15 protein-coding genes and 1 tRNA gene are annotated in these 16,450 nt (G+C 60.0%); 3 read left to right on the top strand and 13 right to left on the bottom strand.

Annotated features, from left to right (window positions below; genetic code table 11):
* Nucleotides 1-74: 74 nt before the first annotated feature.
* The 4 genes from AOZ07_RS04200 to mca form a co-directional block, all read right to left on the bottom strand.
* The gene (locus AOZ07_RS04200; protein WP_060700850.1) at nt 75-836 is read right to left on the bottom strand and encodes an isoprenyl transferase; all 762 of its coding nucleotides are present in this window, start codon (nt 834-836) and stop codon (nt 75-77) included.
* Nucleotides 837-946: 110 nt separating this feature from the next.
* A complete protein-coding gene (locus AOZ07_RS04195; protein ID WP_075972413.1) occupies nt 947-3,076 on the bottom strand; it encodes a thioredoxin domain-containing protein in 2,130 nt (709 codons plus the stop codon).
* A 32-nt stretch (nt 3,077-3,108) separates the two neighbouring features.
* Nucleotides 3,109-3,390: a hypothetical protein gene (locus AOZ07_RS04190; RefSeq protein WP_194943793.1), complete on the bottom strand. Its 282-nt coding sequence runs from the start codon at nt 3,388-3,390 to the stop codon at nt 3,109-3,111.
* A gap of 43 nt (nt 3,391-3,433) precedes the next feature.
* Entirely contained in the window at nt 3,434-4,300 is an 867-nt protein-coding gene (mca, locus tag AOZ07_RS04185) for a mycothiol conjugate amidase Mca (protein ID WP_060703295.1), read from the bottom strand.
* A gap of 242 nt (nt 4,301-4,542) precedes the next feature.
* Between mca and AOZ07_RS04180 the strand changes: the two genes are divergently transcribed.
* From AOZ07_RS04180 to greA, 3 genes are all read left to right on the top strand, one after another.
* Nucleotides 4,543-4,962: a DUF4307 domain-containing protein gene (locus AOZ07_RS04180; protein WP_060700847.1), complete on the top strand. Its 420-nt coding sequence runs from the start codon at nt 4,543-4,545 to the stop codon at nt 4,960-4,962.
* Nucleotides 4,963-5,107: 145 nt separating this feature from the next.
* The gene (locus AOZ07_RS19150) at nt 5,108-5,233 is read left to right on the top strand and encodes a hypothetical protein (protein WP_257720420.1); all 126 of its coding nucleotides are present in this window, start codon (nt 5,108-5,110) and stop codon (nt 5,231-5,233) included.
* Between the two features lie 20 nt (nt 5,234-5,253).
* Nucleotides 5,254-5,751 (top strand): transcription elongation factor GreA, encoded by a 498-nt coding sequence (greA, locus tag AOZ07_RS04175; protein ID WP_060700846.1) that lies wholly within the window; start codon nt 5,254-5,256, stop codon nt 5,749-5,751.
* 79 nt (nt 5,752-5,830) lie between these two features.
* Here greA and ilvA read toward each other — a convergent pair whose 3' ends face one another.
* The 9 genes from ilvA to AOZ07_RS04130 form a co-directional block, all read right to left on the bottom strand.
* Entirely contained in the window at nt 5,831-7,102 is a 1,272-nt protein-coding gene (gene ilvA, locus AOZ07_RS04170; protein WP_060700845.1) for a threonine ammonia-lyase, read from the bottom strand.
* A 3-nt stretch (nt 7,103-7,105) separates the two neighbouring features.
* Nucleotides 7,106-8,413, bottom strand: a complete 1,308-nt coding sequence (locus AOZ07_RS04165) for an AI-2E family transporter (protein WP_060700844.1) — start codon at nt 8,411-8,413, stop codon at nt 7,106-7,108.
* A 186-nt stretch (nt 8,414-8,599) separates the two neighbouring features.
* Nucleotides 8,600-10,039 carry an APC family permease gene (locus tag AOZ07_RS04160; RefSeq protein ID WP_060700843.1) on the bottom strand — a complete coding sequence of 480 codons (1,440 nt, stop codon included), beginning with the start codon at nt 10,037-10,039 and terminating at the stop codon, nt 8,600-8,602.
* Nucleotides 10,040-10,383: 344 nt separating this feature from the next.
* Complete coding sequence (locus AOZ07_RS04155; RefSeq protein WP_060703294.1) at nt 10,384-11,196, bottom strand: Bax inhibitor-1/YccA family protein; 813 nt, start codon at nt 11,194-11,196, stop codon at nt 10,384-10,386.
* A 262-nt stretch (nt 11,197-11,458) separates the two neighbouring features.
* Nucleotides 11,459-11,543 (bottom strand) — tRNA-Leu (locus AOZ07_RS04150).
* Between the two features lie 117 nt (nt 11,544-11,660).
* The gene (locus AOZ07_RS04145) at nt 11,661-13,028 is read right to left on the bottom strand and encodes an NAD(P)/FAD-dependent oxidoreductase (protein WP_060700842.1); all 1,368 of its coding nucleotides are present in this window, start codon (nt 13,026-13,028) and stop codon (nt 11,661-11,663) included.
* A gap of 191 nt (nt 13,029-13,219) precedes the next feature.
* Nucleotides 13,220-14,698: a S8 family serine peptidase gene (locus AOZ07_RS04140; protein WP_236995308.1), complete on the bottom strand. Its 1,479-nt coding sequence runs from the start codon at nt 14,696-14,698 to the stop codon at nt 13,220-13,222.
* Between the two features lie 88 nt (nt 14,699-14,786).
* Nucleotides 14,787-15,725, bottom strand: a complete 939-nt coding sequence (locus tag AOZ07_RS04135) for a Ppx/GppA phosphatase family protein (protein ID WP_060700840.1) — start codon at nt 15,723-15,725, stop codon at nt 14,787-14,789.
* Nucleotides 15,725-16,426 carry a DUF501 domain-containing protein gene (locus AOZ07_RS04130; RefSeq protein ID WP_060700839.1) on the bottom strand — a complete coding sequence of 234 codons (702 nt, stop codon included), beginning with the start codon at nt 16,424-16,426 and terminating at the stop codon, nt 15,725-15,727. Before AOZ07_RS04130 ends, AOZ07_RS04135 begins: the two co-directional genes overlap by 1 nt.
* Nucleotides 16,427-16,450 lie beyond the last annotated feature (24 nt).

Here is a 16,450-nt window from a genome sequence, read left to right as displayed (position 1 = left end):
CATAGTCCTTGCACGGCCACCAGCAAGCAACTTCTGGGTAACGATTATTTAAATTCTGTTCGCCCAGCCGGGCGCTAGGCACCGAACCTGCGTTGGCGATCGGCAAAGTCGCGCAGGGCTCGCAGGAAATCAACACGCCGGAAGTCAGGCCACAGCGCTTCGCAGAAGTAGAACTCTGAATAGGCGCTCTGCCAGGTCAGGAATCCGCTCAGGCGCTGCTCGCCACTGGTGCGGATGACCAGGTCGGGGTCGGGCTGGCCCTTGGTGTACAGGGCCGATTCGATGTCATCCGTGGAGAGGTTTTCGGCCAGCTCTTCTAGCGTGCGTCCGTCGTGTGCGGCCTGCCCCAAAAGCGCTTTGAAGGCATCCAGGATTTCCCGGCGGCCCCCATAGCCGATCGCCACATTCACGTGGACTCCGGCGCGGTTTTCGGTAACGGTTTCCAAAGCCGCCAATTTCTGCGCCAAATCCTCTGGAAGCAGGTCCTTGGCACCGACTTGCTGGACCTTGACCCTGTTGGTTTCGCCCAAGCGGTCAAGGGTTCCGCCGATGACCTCCAAGAGGTCGCGCAGTTCGCTCGCCTCGCGATTCAAGTTGTCCGTGGAGAGCATGTAGAGCGTGACCATCTTGATGTTCAGCTCTTCGCACCAGTCCAGGAATTCCAGGATCTTGTCCGCCCCAGCTTGATGGCCGGCCATGGTTGGCGTACCTGCGAGCTTGGCCCAACGGCGGTTACCGTCAACCATGACTCCAATGTGGTGCGGAAGCCTGTCGGCTGGCAGTGACTTCGCCAAGCGCCGTTCGTAGTAACGGTACGCAAGGTTGGGAAGCTGCACCGTGGCACTGCCTTTCAATCGAATCCAAAAAGTCTAGGTTCTAAATCTACCGCGAATCCCCCGGCCCTTTGCTGATCTGCCGGGCGCAGCGGAAAAATGCCGGGCTATTCTCAGTTTGCCGATCCCCCTGCCCGGTCATTGATCTGCAGCAAATCCATTAATTTTTCGAAGCCCTCGACCGGCATCTGGCATAGTTCCTCGCGGCACGGCTGGATTTTGAGCCCCGCTGCTTCACCAGCCAATTCGGGCGCGTAATGAACATTCAATCCCAGCGCCCAGGCAAGCTTGCGAACCCGCTGGGCTTCGGCAGTGTCCCAGGAGCTCAAGGCCAGATAGTGCACGGGAGCAGAAATGATGCTCTGCACTTCCAGGGCGGTAGCCACTTGGGTAGCGGCCTCGGAAGCCAGCGCCACCGCATGGGCCGAAAGCGCCCGCGCGGTTTCGAGGCTCGCCGCATGGTTTTCGGAATAGTTTCCTTCGGCCATGCCCTGCATTGCGCGCAGTGCCAGGGCCTTTGCATAGAGCGCACCGGCAGCCGGAAGGGCATCATCAAGCACGCTGACCGCAGCGACGTCGCTGCGCTGCGCGGCAATACGCGCATCGACCTGGATAGCGTCGCGGGGCACCCCGGTCGCCGGGTCGACAAAGTCCTCGGCCCTGAGCAGCAGCTGGCTGGCGCGTTGGCCCCACTTCGCCTCGCCGGTAGCCTGCTTCAATGCCAGGAAGGCCAGGGCCAACGCGGCATAGTCCTGCAAGGTCCCTTCATTGTTCGGCGCTGGGCGACCGGCAAAGCTCACCCTGGCCAAGCGACATGTCTCTTCATCCCAGTGGGTGGCCCAGAGCGAGGCCGCAACACGCTCGGCGAGCTCCAGCGCCATGGGCTCCCCAAGCAGCACGAAGGCATCGCAGAGCGCTTCGATGGCCAGGGCATTCCAGCCCGCAACCACCTTTTCATCACGCACCGGCCGGATGCGCGAGCTGCGCAACTGGCGCAAAGCGCAGGCCAGTTCATCGATCGTGCCTTGTTCCCCGGGCTCGGGCATCCGGGCGAGCGAGAAGCAAAAGTACTGCGGATCCTCGGCAATGGGCGCAAAGCGGACCAGTCCCTGAGCTAAGCGGGAACGCAGTTGTTCGGTGGCCTGGGTAATCTGCTCGCGGTTGTAGCTGTAATAGGCGCCTTCGATCTGTGCGCCATCACGGGCTGAATCCGCGTCGAGGGATGCGGCAAAGGCCGGGTGGGGCCCGGATTCGATCAGCAGTTCTTCATGGAGGAAGCCAATGATGCCCAGGGCACTGCTCCTGGCCAGCTGCGCCAGGTTCTGCGCCCGCTCAGCAGCCTTGCCGCTGGTGCCTGCGGCAACTTCGGATGCCAGCACCGCGCTGCGCGCAGCCAGCGAAAGCAGCCCGGCATTGTCGTAGAGCATCTTTTCAAAATGCGGCACCGACCAGTTTTCATCCACGCAGTACCGCGCGAATCCACCGTCGACATGGTCCTGCAACCCGCCCAGGAACATCGCTTCGAGGCTGGTAGCGGCGGCATTGAAGGCTTCTTGGGAGCAGTCCGGGCGGGTGATGATCGAATGCCACAGCGTCTTCAGCGCCCAGGTGGGAGGGAATTTGGGCGCCGGGGTGAATCCGCCCTCGGCCCTGGTCGTGAGGATCCAGCGTTCGGTGGCCGTGGCCAGAGCCGACTGGGCCGGTTCCCGGGAGTCCAGGGCCAGCAGCGCGCTCTGCCTGCTGCCGAGTTCTGCCAGGTGATCGGCGAGCATTGCGGCCTGCTCTTCAAGGCCTTCGCGCTTGGTTTCCCAGGCTTCATGGACGGCCTGGAGCACCTGGCTGAACCCCGGGGTGCGGCCGCGGGGTTCTTTGGGGTAATAGGTCCCCGCATGCACGGTGCGCCCATCGGGCAGGGCAAAGATGGTCATGGGCCAGCCACCGGCACCGGTGAGCGCCTGGGTGGCCATCATGTAGGTATCGTCAACCAGCGGGTGTTCTTCGCGGTCGACCTTGATGGCCACAAAATTCTCGTTGAGCAGCGCGGCGATCTGCGGATCGTCGAATGACTCGTGGCTCATGACATGGCACCAGTGGCAGGCGGCGTAGCCGATGGACAGCATCACCGGCACATCTCGCAGGCGGGCCTGTTCGAAGGCTTCATCCCCGTAGGGGAACCAGTCGACTAGTTGGTGCGCGTGTTGTCTGAGATATTGGCTGGCAGCGCCAGCGAGTCGTTGAGCCACGCTTTCATGCTATCGCGTGGCTCACACCGCAGCTACTGGGATTCGTCGGTCTTCGGATCGACCGGGCCCTCGGGTTCTTGCAGCTTGCGCTGCTCGCCCTTGGCCACCATATCCTGCTGCTTGGACTCCGCTTCCGAGGTGTAGCGCACGCGGCGCACACGACGGACCATGTCGCGGATCAGGAAGATCACGGCGATGACCATGAGCGCGGTGAAAATGAAGCCGAGGAATCCGGGACCGTAGTCGCTGCTGGTCTCCGTGCCCAACTTGGTGGTCTGAGAAGCTACGGCCAAGGACGCGAAGATCGTACTCACGATGTACAGACAACTCTTTTCTGGAACGAGGAAGTGCTTATTGCTATCTTAGTCCGGCGAAGAGGTCCGACTCGGGCAAATCGGTGGATACCTTGGATGAGATCAAGGTGTAGTCCTCCCATGGCCAGTGCTCAGCGTAGACGTGCTCCGGCACCGCGAAGAAGAAACCTTCCGGGTCAATCTGGGTTCGGTGGGCCAGCAGCGCCTGATCACGCTGCGAGAAAAAGTCTGCGCAGTGAATCTGGGTGGTCGTGGTATGTGGCGAAACCCACTTGAACATCTGGTTGTCTTCGTCCGCTTCCCACTGGGCGACCCGTTCCGCATACGGCGAATCGTAGCCGGCTTCGATCATCGCGTAGTGCAGGGCGCGGAAGCGGTCCGGCGCGAAGGCGCGGTCGTAGTACAGCTTGCTGACCGACCATGGCTGGCCCAGCTCCGGGTACATCTCGGGGTTCGCGGCATGCTCGAAGGCGAAGGTCGCCACCTTGTGGCTGTGGATGTGGTCCGGGTGCGGATAGCCGCCATTCTCGTCGTAGGTCGTGATGACATGGGGACGGAATTCTCGGATCAGCTTGATGATGCCGGCAGCGGCAACTTCGACCGGCTGCAGGGCAAAAGCGCCAAAAGGCAGGTCGGGCAGCGGGTCGCCTTCGGGCAATCCGGAGTCCACATAGCCTAGCCAGCGGTGCTTAATGCCGAGCACCGCGGCCGCCTCGGCCATCTCGGTGCGGCGCACGCCGGGCAGATCGCGGTGTGCGTGTGCCAGTTCTCCTGCTGCTGCGTTGAGAATGTCTCCACGTTCGCCGCCGGTGCAGGAAACCACCATCACTTCTGCGCCTGCGTCGACATAGGCAGCCATGGTGGCAGCGCCCTTCGAAGATTCATCATCGGGGTGCGCGTGAATAGCCATGAGCCGGAGCCCCTGCGATGGGCCAATTTTCTTCACGTCGTGAATCTCCACTGATCTACTTTCCTTCGCCACTATGCTGAACAGCGGATTTTTTGAGAAAACTGTTCACCATTGATATCAACTGATACTCGACTGCCGGTTATTCCCAATTCAGCTCAGGCGGTAAACTTGTTGAAGGAACCAACATACGGCATTCCCAGTTCAAATGCCGCCCAGGCACAGAGAGTGGTGCAAGACAAGTAATGTCTGATCCAAGCTTAACGGCTCGCTACAACAACCCCAAGAAACGCAGCCTGAGTAAATCCTCGCGCAATTGGCTGATCACTTCGGCCATTGCTCTTGGCGTGGCCGGCGCCGCCTACATCGGGTTCAGCAACTACAGCGCCATTACCGCCCAGGACATTCATTATGAGGTCGTTTCGCCGACCTTGACCAAGACGACCATCGCCGTGGAATACAACGCCAAGGATCGTGTCCAATGCGATATCCGCGCGATGAACGAGTCCAAGGCTGTTGTCGGCTACAAGACGATCCTGCTTGATCCGGGAGAGGCCACCGGCTTGATCAATCAGCAGATCGACGTCGATCTGCACACCGATAACCTTGCGGTGACCTCTGGCGTCGAGACTTGCTACGAGGTTCCCCAGGACTACAAGGGTTAATATTTCAGCCCGTTCATTCCCTAATAGCTGAATCTATTGGGCTTAAAGCGTTTTGGCGACTACTATCGTTGAAAAGATACGTTTCGCCCCGCATCCGCGATTGGTCCAGGTATAAACCAGATCATGAAGCTGGCGGGGTCTTTGCTTGCATCAACAGAACAACGCAAGCCCGCAGATCCGTACCGAATCCGACTTCGTCGACGCCACCGTTCAGGTGGCGTTCGGCTTTGAGGGGCTCTTTGCAGTCCACCAAGCCACAGCGAAGTCCTAACTGACCAAAGGAAGTACAACGTGAGCACCAACAGCAACGAACCTGTCGTTTGGCTGACTCAGGAAGCCTTCGACCGGCTCCAGAACGAACTGACTTTCCTCTCAGGCCCGGGACGCGCCGAGATCGTTGCCCGTATCGAGCAGGCCCGTTCCGAAGGTGACCTGAAGGAGAACGGCGGCTACCACGCTGCCCGTGAAGAGCAGGGCAAAGCAGAAGCCCGCATCCTGTACTTGAAGGACCTGCTGCGCCGGGCCAACGTCGGCGAAGCGCCTGCAGATGACGGAATTGTCGAACCTGGCATGATGGTTGTCGCGAGCATCGCTGGCGATGAAACCACCTTCCTGTTTGGCTCCCGCGAAGTCGCTGGCGATACCGATTTGGAAGTTTACTCCGAGCAGTCGCCAATCGGCGTTGCCGTGCACGGCGCCAAGGTGGGCGACAAGCTTTCCTACGTGGCTCCCAACGGCCGCGACATCAAGGTTGAAATCATTTCGGCCAAGCCGTACGAAGCTTCCTGATACTGCTTCAAGCTTTAAAGTCCTCGCCGGCTGCCAGCTCCTTGAGCTGGCAGCCGGCGAGGACTTTTTTTGCTATAGATCAGGCGACGGATCCGCCAGCGTTATTGGTGATCTGCGGGTCAAAGCCCTCGGCCCGGAGGTTATTAAGCACGGCTTTGGAATGCTCATGGCCCTTGGTTTCCAGATCGATGGTGATTGCCACGTCGCCCATCGATAGCGAACCGCCGATGCGCGTGTGGTCCAAGCGGGTGACATTTGCATCGGAGTCGGCGATGATCCGCGAGATCTGGGCCAGGGCGCCGGGTCGGTCTGGCAGCATCATGCGGACGGTCAAGAATCGTCCAGCAGCCGACAAGCCTCGCTGGATCACCTTGAGCATCAGCAGCGGGTCGATATTTCCGCCGGAAAGGATCACCGCGGTGGTTGCCGGGTTGATCCCGTGCTCTTCGAGCCGGTTTTCCAGGAGGGCGGCGACGCCCACGGCGCCGGCTGGTTCAACTACCAGCTTGTTGCGTTCCAAGAGCACCACCAGCGCGCGGGCCAGGGCATCCTCGGAAACGGTCACCACGTCGTCAACGAGCTCCTTGATGATGGTGAATGGCAACTGGCCCGGCTTGCCGACAGCGATGCCGTCAGCGATGGTGTGCACGGTGTCCAGTGGCACCAGGGCATCGGCAGCCAGGGATGGCGGGTAGGCCGCGGCGTTTTCAGCCTGCACGCCAATGACCTTGATTTCGCGGCCCAGCTCGCGCGCCTTTTCTTTCAATGCTATGGCCACGCCTGCAAGCAGCCCGCCGCCGCCCACGCCCATCAGCACGGTCTCCACTTCTGGAAGCTGCTCCAGGAGTTCCAGGCCGATGGTGCCCTGTCCGGCAATGATGTCCGGGTGGTCGAAGGGGTGCACGAACACAGCACCGGTTTCGTCGGCGTAGCGCTGGGCTTCGGCCAAGGCCTCGTCAACGGTATCCCCGAAGAGCACTACCTCTGCACCGTGATCGCGGGTTGCAGTGAGCTTGGGAAGTGCGACGCCACGCGGCATGTAGATGCGCGCTTTGATCCCCAACTGGCTGGAAGCTTGTGCGACGCCCTGGGCATGGTTGCCCGCCGAGGCCGCGACCACGCCGCGTGCCTTCTCTTCAGCGCTGAGCTTGGACATGCGCACATAGGCTCCGCGGACCTTGAAGGAACCGGCACGCTGCATGTTTTCGCACTTCAGGAAGACCTCGGCACCAATGTGCTGGGAGAGCACTCGTGAGTGCTCCACTGGAGTCAACGCAATAACGGGTTTCAAGACCTGTGCAGCTGACTCGATATCTGCCAGGGTGACCGGCAACGTAGTTTCTGTGGTCATGGGTTATTCCTCATCTGCTGTTGTCTCAGGTTGCCGGTTCTCCGGCGAGGTGTGGGTTTCAGGGGCGCCCGGGCTGGCCGGCGTTTGCGCCGCCACGGTTTTTGCTGGTGGTTCCGGGGGCAGCTGGATGCCGTATTGCTTGAGCACGAATTCGTCGCTCTCCCAGGCCCTGCCGGAGAGGTATTTGACCACCGCGTTGAGCACCGCCAGCAGTGGCACTGCAAATAGCGCACCGGGGATTCCGGCGAGCATGGTTCCGCCCGCGACGGCCAGCACGACGGCTAACGGGTGCAGGCTGACGGCCTTGCCCATGATCAGCGGCTGGAGAATATTGGATTCCGCCTGCTGGACGAGGAGGACAACGGCCAGCATGATCAACGCATTGACCCAGCCGTTGGCGACCAAGGCGAGCAGCACGGCCAAGGCTCCGGTAATCAATGCACCCACCACAGGGATGAAGGAGCCGATGAATACCAAAACGCCCAACGGCATGGCCAGCGGGACACCGAGGAAGAAGGCGCCAAATCCAATGCCAATGGCATCGATGAAGGCAACAAGCATCTGCACTCGAACGTAGCTGACCAATGAGGCCCATCCACGGGTGAGCGCTCCGTCCATGGCTGGGCGGGCCCGGCGCGGCAGGAGGTTCACCAGGAACAGCCCAATTTTCCGCCCGTCGAGCAGCAGGAAGATCAAGACAAAGAGGGCCAGCAAAGTTCCGGTGAGGAACTGGCCTATGAACGAGGTCCAGCTGATGGCTTCGCTCAGGATGTTGGTGGCGTTGCCGCGCAGCTGGGCCAGGGCATCATCCAAAACGCCCTGCAGGTCATCGTTGGTGAGCTTCAGCGGGCCGTTGAACAGCCAGTCCTGGACCTGCTCGATGCCAAAGAGGGCTTGGCTCCACAGGGCGGTAAACCCCGCTGACAAGCGTTGCCCAGCCAGCGACAGTCCGGCAATGACCAACACCAAAAAGCCGATGAGCGTAATACCCACGGCAAGGCCGCGGGGTACTGCCAGCTTGCGATTCAAGGCATTGACCACGGGAGAAAGAAGTCCGGACAGCAGCGCTGCAACAAGTACCGGAATCACCAGGAGGGACACCTTGGACAGGGCCCAAACCAGCACGCCCAGGGCGGCTACGATGATCAGGAATCGCCACGCCCAGCTGGCCGCGAGGCGCACGGCATAGGGCATGTCTTCGGCGCTTTTGAAGTCGACAACTTCGGCGCGCGGCGCTGCGGGTTTCTCTGCGGACTTGCCCGGAAGGGAGACGCGAATACGTCGCAAACGTTCCAACCGGCTACTCTTCATGCAACTACGCTACCGCGTTTGAATCCTTGCCACTTGATCCATGTCGGAAATGTGACAAAAAACAAGGAGCAGTGCCCGATTTGGGCACTGCTCCTAGATTTCTAGTTCAATATGTTTATCGACAACCACAGAAATGGCCAGATTGTTCATCCCAGTCCTGTCGGTTGTTCCGCCGGCGCGGGTTTGCTATTTCCGCCGTGCTCGCACGGCCATGAGCACCTGCTCTTCGGCATCGATGCCCGGGGCGATGCCGCCGGGTACCTTGAAGAAGAACACTGCGCCAAGTACCCACCACACGGCAAAAATAACCCATGGTTCCCAGCTCAGCGAAGCGGGCATTCCGGGCATATAGAGGCTAAACAGTGCTGCCGTGAGGATGACCGATGCCCAGCCAATGACCAACCCTCCCGGGCCATTGCCGCCCACCTTCAGCGGCCGGTCCATCTGCGGTTCCTTCCGCCGCAAAACCAGGAAGGTTACCGACACCAGCAGGTAGGCCACGATAATGCTCGGGGCACCGGAATCCACCAGCCATCCGAGCATCTCAGCGCCGAAGAATGGTGCGAGCATTGAAATGCCGCCGATAAAAATCAGTGCATTGGCCGGGGTGCGATACTTCGGATGCAGCTGGCCGAACCATTCTGGCAGCATGCCGCTTCGCGCCAATGAATACACCAGACGCGAGGCTCCGAGAAGCAGTGAATTCCACGAGGTCAGGATGCCTGCGACGCCACCGGCGATGAGCACTTTGGCCATGAAGTCTGAACCGAAAAGGGCACCAAATGCGTCTGCCGTGGCGATATCGACACCGGACAATTGATCAGCGGGCATGGCCGAGGAGGTGGTCAGCACGACCATGACGTACCAGATGGTGGCAAGTACGACAGAGAAGACCACGAGCTTGCCAATTTGCTTGGCAGGGATATTCACTTCTTCCGCCGACTGGGGAATGACGTCGAAGCCGATGAACAGGAACGGGACTGCCACCAATACGGCGAAGAACCCGCTCATCCCGTTGCTGAATAGCGGCTGCATATTCTGCGCTTCGCCTCCGACAAAGGATCCAGCGATCAGCAATGCGCCGATGGCCAACAGGAAGATCACCACAAAGGTTTGCAATGCGCCAGCGTGCTTGACGCCTCGGATATTGATCCACGTAATCACGATGGCAGCGAGCACGCCAACCAGCGCCCAGGTGAGATTAACTTCGAATCCGGCGACCGTCCACAACGGGATTTGGGACATCCCTGGCAAGATGTACTCCACGGTGCGGGGAAATGCCACGGCTTCGAAGGCCACAATAGTGACGTAGCCGCCGGTGATAGCCCATGATCCAAGGAATGATGGCCGGGGCCCCAATGCACGAAGAATGAAGTTGTGCTCGCCACCGGCCTTGGGCATCGCCGCGGTGAGCTCTGCGTAGGCTAGCCCGACAACACCCATGATGCCGCCACCGACAATCATGGCAACAACCGCTCCCATGGTGCCCGCATTTTCTAGCCAACCGCCGGTCAGGACGACCCAGCCGAAGCCGATCATCGCGCCAAAGCCGAGAGCCAAAGCGTCAATATTGCCTAGCGTTTTAACCAGGCCAGGTGAGCTGTTTGGTGCATGACTGGTGCTCATAATCTCTCCCTCGTCGAACTGCGTGTGATGTGGAGCATCATAATGACTCTGGGTGCTCTTTGGGGCCAAACATGCAGAAATTCAGGCGTTCTTCAGTCCATGAGTCACCATCCGGGAGATCACACGTCGGCGCAATGCCAGCCCATTGCCTGAATATCAGCGGATTCGCATCATCATGGCATGCGGAATTATTACGGCGCCGTCGCAGTCCCCGTCCTATTTTCCATGTGCGTTTGTTGACCATAGGGTGATCTCCGCGGGTCGCTGCTACTGGCCTGAATCCATCTGGAGGCACTAAAAAGGACCAGCACCCGAAGGTGCTGGTCCTTGTCAGTTTTCAGTTACTAGTCGTCGCCACGCAGGATGGCCAGAATGCGCAGGATCTCGGTGTACAGCCAGATCAAGGTCATGGTCAGGCCGAAGGCACCGCGCCACGCCATGATTGCTGGAGCACCCTGGTTGGAGAGTTCCTCGATCATGGTGAAGTCGGAGACCAATGCGTAGGTGGCCAGCAAGACCGCCACAACACCGATTACCAGGCCAAGTACGCCGCCGCGCATGCCGAACATTCCGTCGATGACGCCTGTCATCATCAGGACCATGTTCAGAAGCGAGAAGACGACCAGGCCGATCATGCCGACCATGAAGATCTTGTTCAGCTTCGGAGTCATCCGGTACTTGCCCGAGCGGTACAGGGCCAGGGTTACACCGGCCACGCAGAAGGTTGCCAGTACGGCCTGGATGGCGATGCCCTGCATTCCTGGGCGCGATTCCAGGAAACCGGACAGCCCTCCGAGGAAGAGGCCCTGCGCTGCGGAGTACAGCAGAATCAGGGCTGGCGATGGGCGCTTCTTGAAGACGTTGACCAAGCCGAGGACAAAACCGACCAACGCGCCTGGGAGCATCAGTGCTGGCATGATCCAACCAACTGCTGCACCGATGACAACGAGGGCGAGGCAGAACACGGTCTTGTTGATCGTGTCGCCAATGGTCATGCGACCCATGTCGGCACCGGTAGCAGCAGGCTGCTGGTACATGTGCTGCAATTGGTCAGAGCTCATATTGGCGTTGTCACGGAATCCAACAGGACTTCCAGGCTTGGTCCCCCAAGCCTCTGATTGGCTGTTGGAACCAAAAATCGGGTTGCTCAACGTCATTCCCCCATAGGTTGCGATTGTGCAGCTCGCGGCTCGCGAGAGTTCGTTGCTGTCAATCCTATTGAGCATGCCTGTGAATTCACTCAGTCGGAAGGATGATATTGGCCGATTTTCCGGGGAAATACTACTCTCTGAGCGATATTCTTGAAAGTCTTACCAAGCATGGGGTGGCAATGGCTGTCTTTGGCCCCGCGACGCGGCGCCGCCCGCAAAAAGCTAGGCCCCTGCTCCCCGGCAATCGGGACAGCAGGAGCCTGAATATTGGTACCCCCAGTGGGACTCGAACCCACAAGCCTTGCGGCAGCTGATTTTAAGTCAGCCGTGTATGCCAATTCCACCATGGGGGCAAGACTCTCAAATCTTACGTGATCGTGAAAGCAAATAAAAAATCCGCTCTACGCAAGTGTGCGAGGGGCTGATTAGCTCAGCCCCTCGCTACTTAGTCGATCACCTAAGCCTTGCGCCTACTTCTTTGGCTTTGCCGACTCTTCGAAAGCAGTGCGTGGTGCTTCGAGGTTGTTCAGCTGCAGTGCATCGCGCTTGAAGAACAGCGCAACCAGCCAGTCGCCGACAACGCGGAACTTGCGCTCGAAGGTTGGCATGGCCATACCGTGGTAACCGCGGTGTGCCATCCATGCTGGCCAGCCCTTGAGCTTGATGCCAACAACCTTGGCTACACCCTTGTTGCGGCCGAAGCCGGCAACTGCACCGAGGTTTGCGTGCTTGTATTCCTTGATCGTGCCAACACCGTAGCGGGCAGCGTAAAGGTTCTTTGCCAACAGCTTTGCCTGGCGCACAGCGTGCTGGGCGTTTGGAACGCAGGTACCGTCTGGCAAGCCACCGGTAACGTCCTTGACGGCCGAGATATCGCCGGCAGCCCAAGCGCCTTCCAGAGGTTCGCCGTTGGCGTCCTTGATGCGCAGGTCGGTGCGGGTTTCGATACGGCCGCGCTGCTCGATTGGGAAATCGGTGGAGCGGACCATTGGGTTAGCCATAACACCGGCACACCAGATCAAGGTGTCTGCGCCGAATTCGCCCGCTGAGGACTTGTCAGCCATGTTGATCAGCTCGAGGTTGCCATCCACTGCGCTATTGAGCGAGGTGTTCAGCAGAACCTCTACGCCGCGGCTGCGCAGGTGGTCAACGACCCACTCGGCCTGCTGCTCGGTAACTTCTGGCATGATGCGGCCCATGGCTTCAACAAGAACGAAGCGGGCTTCCTTCTCATCGATGCGGTCGTTGAGCTTGATCAGGTGGCGAGCCATGTCTTCAAGCTCGGCAATGGTTTCGATGCCGGCGAAGCCGCCACCGACAACCACGAAGGTCAGTGCGCGCTTGCGAGCTACTGGATCGGTCATATTCGAAGCGGACTCGATGCGCTCGGCAACCTTGTTGCGCAGGGCGACAGCCTCTTCGATGGTCTTCAGGCCAATGCCGGTTTCAGCCAGGCCGGTGATTGGGAAGGTACGGGTGATCGCACCAGCCGACATGACAATGTCGGTGTATTCCAGCTCGAACTGCTCGCCGTTCTCCGGAGCGACGACAGCCTTCTTGTTGGCGTGGTCGATGCTCAGCACGCGGCCGTTAACCAGTTCGGAGTGCTTCAGGTGCTGGCGGTGGGAAACCACTACGTGGCGTGGTTCAATCTGGCCACCTGCAACTTCTGGCAGGAATGGCTGGTAAGTCATGTATGGGTTCGGGTCGACAACGGTGACGATGCCGCCGTGTGCCTTGACTTTCTTCTGCAACTTCATCGCGACGTACAGGCCAACATAGCCACCGCCAACGATAAGAATGCGCGGACGCTTCTGGGAGGATTCAATGATCGACATACTCTTGATTCTACGCGGATTTTCCGAGTTAGTGAAAACATTCACTAACTATTTACGTCAGATGTGTCACGTGGAGCTAACCGGCCGGTTTTCGGGTGTGAATACGGGCTATGACCGCATTGCTTCGCGGTTGGCGGGCACAACAAAAACTGGGGCGAAACCCGTAGGTTTCGCCCCAGCTTGGAGATGAATTATCTGTCTTCTTCGGGAATGTCATCGAAGAGATCATGTTTGCCCGCGGCCTTGCCGACCTTCAGCGAACTCAACGATGCCGACGCCACGCTCTGCGTCAGCCGCTCACGCCGGCGGCGCATCAGGGTCTGGGCGCTTCCAGCAGCAATGACCAAAAGCAATAGCACCCCTGCCCCGATGACCAGCAGCGGCTGCAGTGCCGGAGTCGACTGATCAGGCTGGATGGGTTCTGGAGCTGCGACCTGCTTGAGGTCCGATTTTTCCATCGAGACACCCGGAGCCGGGGCCTCGGTGGATTTCACATTGTTCCGGCGATGCACTCGAATCCATTCTTCAATGGTTCCCAATGGGTTTTCGGAGACCGATGGCACGTTGTTGTTCACTGCGGCATTGGCATTGATGATTCCGTAGCCATAGAGGTTGTCAACTCCGGCAGCACCGGTGTCGCGCGCAGTCTTCAGGATCCGGTTGATGACATCGGGAGCCTTCATATCCGGGTACTTGGATCGAATCAGTGCAGCCACGCCTGCAACCAATGGCGCGGCTCCGGAAGTACCGGACCAGCGCGCGTAGCCGTTATCCGGCAGCCCGCCAACGAGCTGTTCGGCTGGCGCGGCAACGCCGATGGAAATGCCCTCGGTGGACGAGTCCTGCGAGGCCTTGCCGCTTTCGTCAACACCTGCCACGGTGAGCACGCCCGGGATGGTGGCCGGGGCACCGACCTGGCTCATGCCACCGGAACGGTTGCCAGCGGCAGCCACGATTACGACATCATGATTTTCCGCGTACTTGAATGCATCGTCCCAGCTTTCGGGCCATGCAGGGCTGGTGGAGCCCAGGGACATGTTGATCACCTTGGCACCGGAATCCACGGCCCACTTCACGGCGCGGGGAATCTGTTCTTCCACTGGGATGTTGGCTGGATTGCCTTCGCCCATCCACAGCGAGACCGACAGCAGCTGCGCGGCCGGTGCTACGCCGAGCACTCCGTCGCTGCCAGCGGAAAGCTTGGGGACATCCTCGTATTCAGGTTCCTTGGGGACTTCAACGTCCTTGTCGTCGTCCTTCTGCTTTTCGTTTTCTTCCTCGGCTTCAGACTTGGCCTTTTCCCACGCGGCCTTGAGCCGTTCGTTTTCGGATTTAACCCGATTGATCTCGCCCTTGTTGTTGCCGCGTCCAGCCAGCAGGGTAGCCACCAAGGTGCCGTGTTCGCTCATGACGCCAATGGGCTTATTGCCGCCGGCTTCGCCGGCACCCGACATGTCCGCACCGCCAACAACGGCGCCCTTCAGATCAGGGTGCGAGGTATCAATGCCGGTATCAATGATCGCGACTTTAACGCCTTCGCCCTTGGTGCTCTGGTGCGCCTGGGTAATTCCCAATGAATCCAGCCAGTACTCCGACTCGCGCATGTTGTCAGCATGCGCCGGGGTGACCACGCTGAGCATAGCCAGCGCGAGGATCGCAACGACAAGCATTGAGCCGTACTGTTTCAGGCCCATCGCTTTCTTAGCGCGCAGAGCTGTGCTCAAGAGAGATCTCCTTGGTCGGTTCCGAATCAACGGGCTAGGCGTTGGCGGCTGCCGTAGCAGCGATTCCGTCGAGAATATCGTGTTCCGATGCAATTAGCCGCATCGGGCGCTGGCCGCTTGCCGACTCCAGATAATGGAGAATGCGCTGGACGATCGCTGCGCCAGCGCGAATGACGTCAACCCGGCCAGGGTGCATGAAGCCCAATGCCGCCCGCTCTTCACGCGAGTAGGAGAGCATGGCGCTGGTAGCTTCGCGCATCTGGTCGAAGCTCAACTGCGCGCCGTGGATCTTCTCGGACTCGTATTTCTCCAAGCCCAGCGCCTGTGCCGTGAGCGTGGTGAAGGTTCCTGCCACCAGGATCACCGCGTCAACTTCCGAAACATCTACGGCGCCATCCAAAGTCTGCAACGTGCTGTCCATGAACGCAACGGCTTCCGGCGATTCCAGGCCCTGCTGCTCGAAGCGCTCGGTGACGCGCACGCAGCCCATGTCAAGGCTCTTGGCGGCCACCGGCCCTGAATTATCGCCCAGGACGAACTCCGTGGAGCCGCCGCCCAGATCGATGACCAAGCTGCGGCCGGGCTGTCCGGCACGCACGGAAGCGGCACCGTTGAAGGACAGCGATGCTTCCTCGTCACCAGTGATGACTTCGGGTGCAACACCGATGATCTTGGTGATCTCTTCGGCAAAAACCTCGCGGTTGGATACGTCGCGGGCCGCTGAGGTGGCCACGAAGCGGATGGCCTCCACCTGATGCTCGTCGCACAGTGCCCGGTACTCGCGGGCGGCCGCAAAGGTGCGCTCCAGCGCTTCCGGAGCAAAGGCACCGGTTGCATCGACGCCCTGTCCCAGGCGAACGACGCGCATGGTGCGCAGGACATCAACAAGCCGAGTCCCGTTCGAATCCTGTTGCACATCAGCGATCAACAGGCGAATGGAGTTCGTTCCGCAGTCAATTCCGGCGACGCGCATTAGGCATCATCCTGGGCGGCTCGTTCTTGGGCTTCACGGGCTGCGCGCTTGGCTGCACGCTCGGCTCGCTTGGCCGCGGGGTCCTGCAGTTCCTGGGTCTTCACGTGACGTGAACGATCGCGGCTAGGCGCTGCCGATTCCGTATCCCAAGCCCCTGCGCAGTAGCACTTGTCCTTGGTCCACCACTCGGCAATTGCTTCCAGGGCCTCATCGCCCAACGGGTTCACGCCTTCACCGGCAGCCAGTGAATGGCCGACCAGCACGTGCAGGCATTTCACGCGGGTTGGCATGCCGCCAGCGGACACGCCATCAATTTCAGGCACCGCCCCGGTGCCAGAACGCGCGCCGATGGCATCGCGGTTGGCGAGGTACGACTCGTGGGCCGCCACGTAGGCCCGGGCCAAAACGGAATCGCCGCCCAGGCGTTCGTTCATCTCGTTCATCAGCCCGGCCGCTTCAAGGCGCGAGACAGCGGCGGTGATCACCGGGTGGGACAGGTAGTACGTGGTCGGGAATGGAATTCCCGAGGAAAGCCGTGGCGCGGTGGTGGCAACCAGCGGGTTTCCGCAGACGCAGCGTGCACCGATTTCCACCACATCGCGCACTGGTCGGTTCAGCTGGCGGGACAGGGTGTCAAGGTCGGCTTCGCTTGGTACTCGTCCGGCAGCGTCAAGGGCTTCGCGGATTGGCTGTTCAGTCACGGGTATTGGTTCTCTTCATGTTCA

The sequence above is a fragment of the Glutamicibacter halophytocola genome, assembly GCF_001302565.1.
In the GTDB taxonomy this organism is placed as follows: Bacteria; Actinomycetota; Actinomycetes; order Actinomycetales; family Micrococcaceae; genus Glutamicibacter; species Glutamicibacter halophytocola.
The sequence above is the reverse complement of the archived record's forward strand: the minus strand, read 5'-3'. Positions and strand labels throughout refer to the sequence as shown.

Coding starts and splice junctions, on each gene's coding strand:
- mca (WP_060703295.1), bottom strand. CDS start 4,300: ATGGCTATTCACGCGCACCCCGATGATGAATCTTCGAAGGGCGCTGCC.
- AOZ07_RS04180 (WP_060700847.1), top strand. CDS start 4,543: ATGTCTGATCCAAGCTTAACGGCTCGCTACAACAACCCCAAGAAACGC.
- ilvA (WP_060700845.1), bottom strand. CDS start 7,102: ATGACCACAGAAACTACGTTGCCGGTCACCCTGGCAGATATCGAGTCA.
- AOZ07_RS04165 (WP_060700844.1), bottom strand. CDS start 8,413: ATGAAGAGTAGCCGGTTGGAACGTTTGCGACGTATTCGCGTCTCCCTT.
- AOZ07_RS04160 (WP_060700843.1), bottom strand. CDS start 10,039: ATGAGCACCAGTCATGCACCAAACAGCTCACCTGGCCTGGTTAAAACG.
- AOZ07_RS04155 (WP_060703294.1), bottom strand. CDS start 11,196: ATGACGTTGAGCAACCCGATTTTTGGTTCCAACAGCCAATCAGAGGCT.
- AOZ07_RS04145 (WP_060700842.1), bottom strand. CDS start 13,028: ATGTCGATCATTGAATCCTCCCAGAAGCGTCCGCGCATTCTTATCGTT.
- AOZ07_RS04140 (WP_236995308.1), bottom strand. CDS start 14,698: ATGCTTGTCGTTGCGATCCTCGCGCTGGCTATGCTCAGCGTGGTCACC.
- AOZ07_RS04135 (WP_060700840.1), bottom strand. CDS start 15,725: ATGCGCGTCGCCGGAATTGACTGCGGAACGAACTCCATTCGCCTGTTG.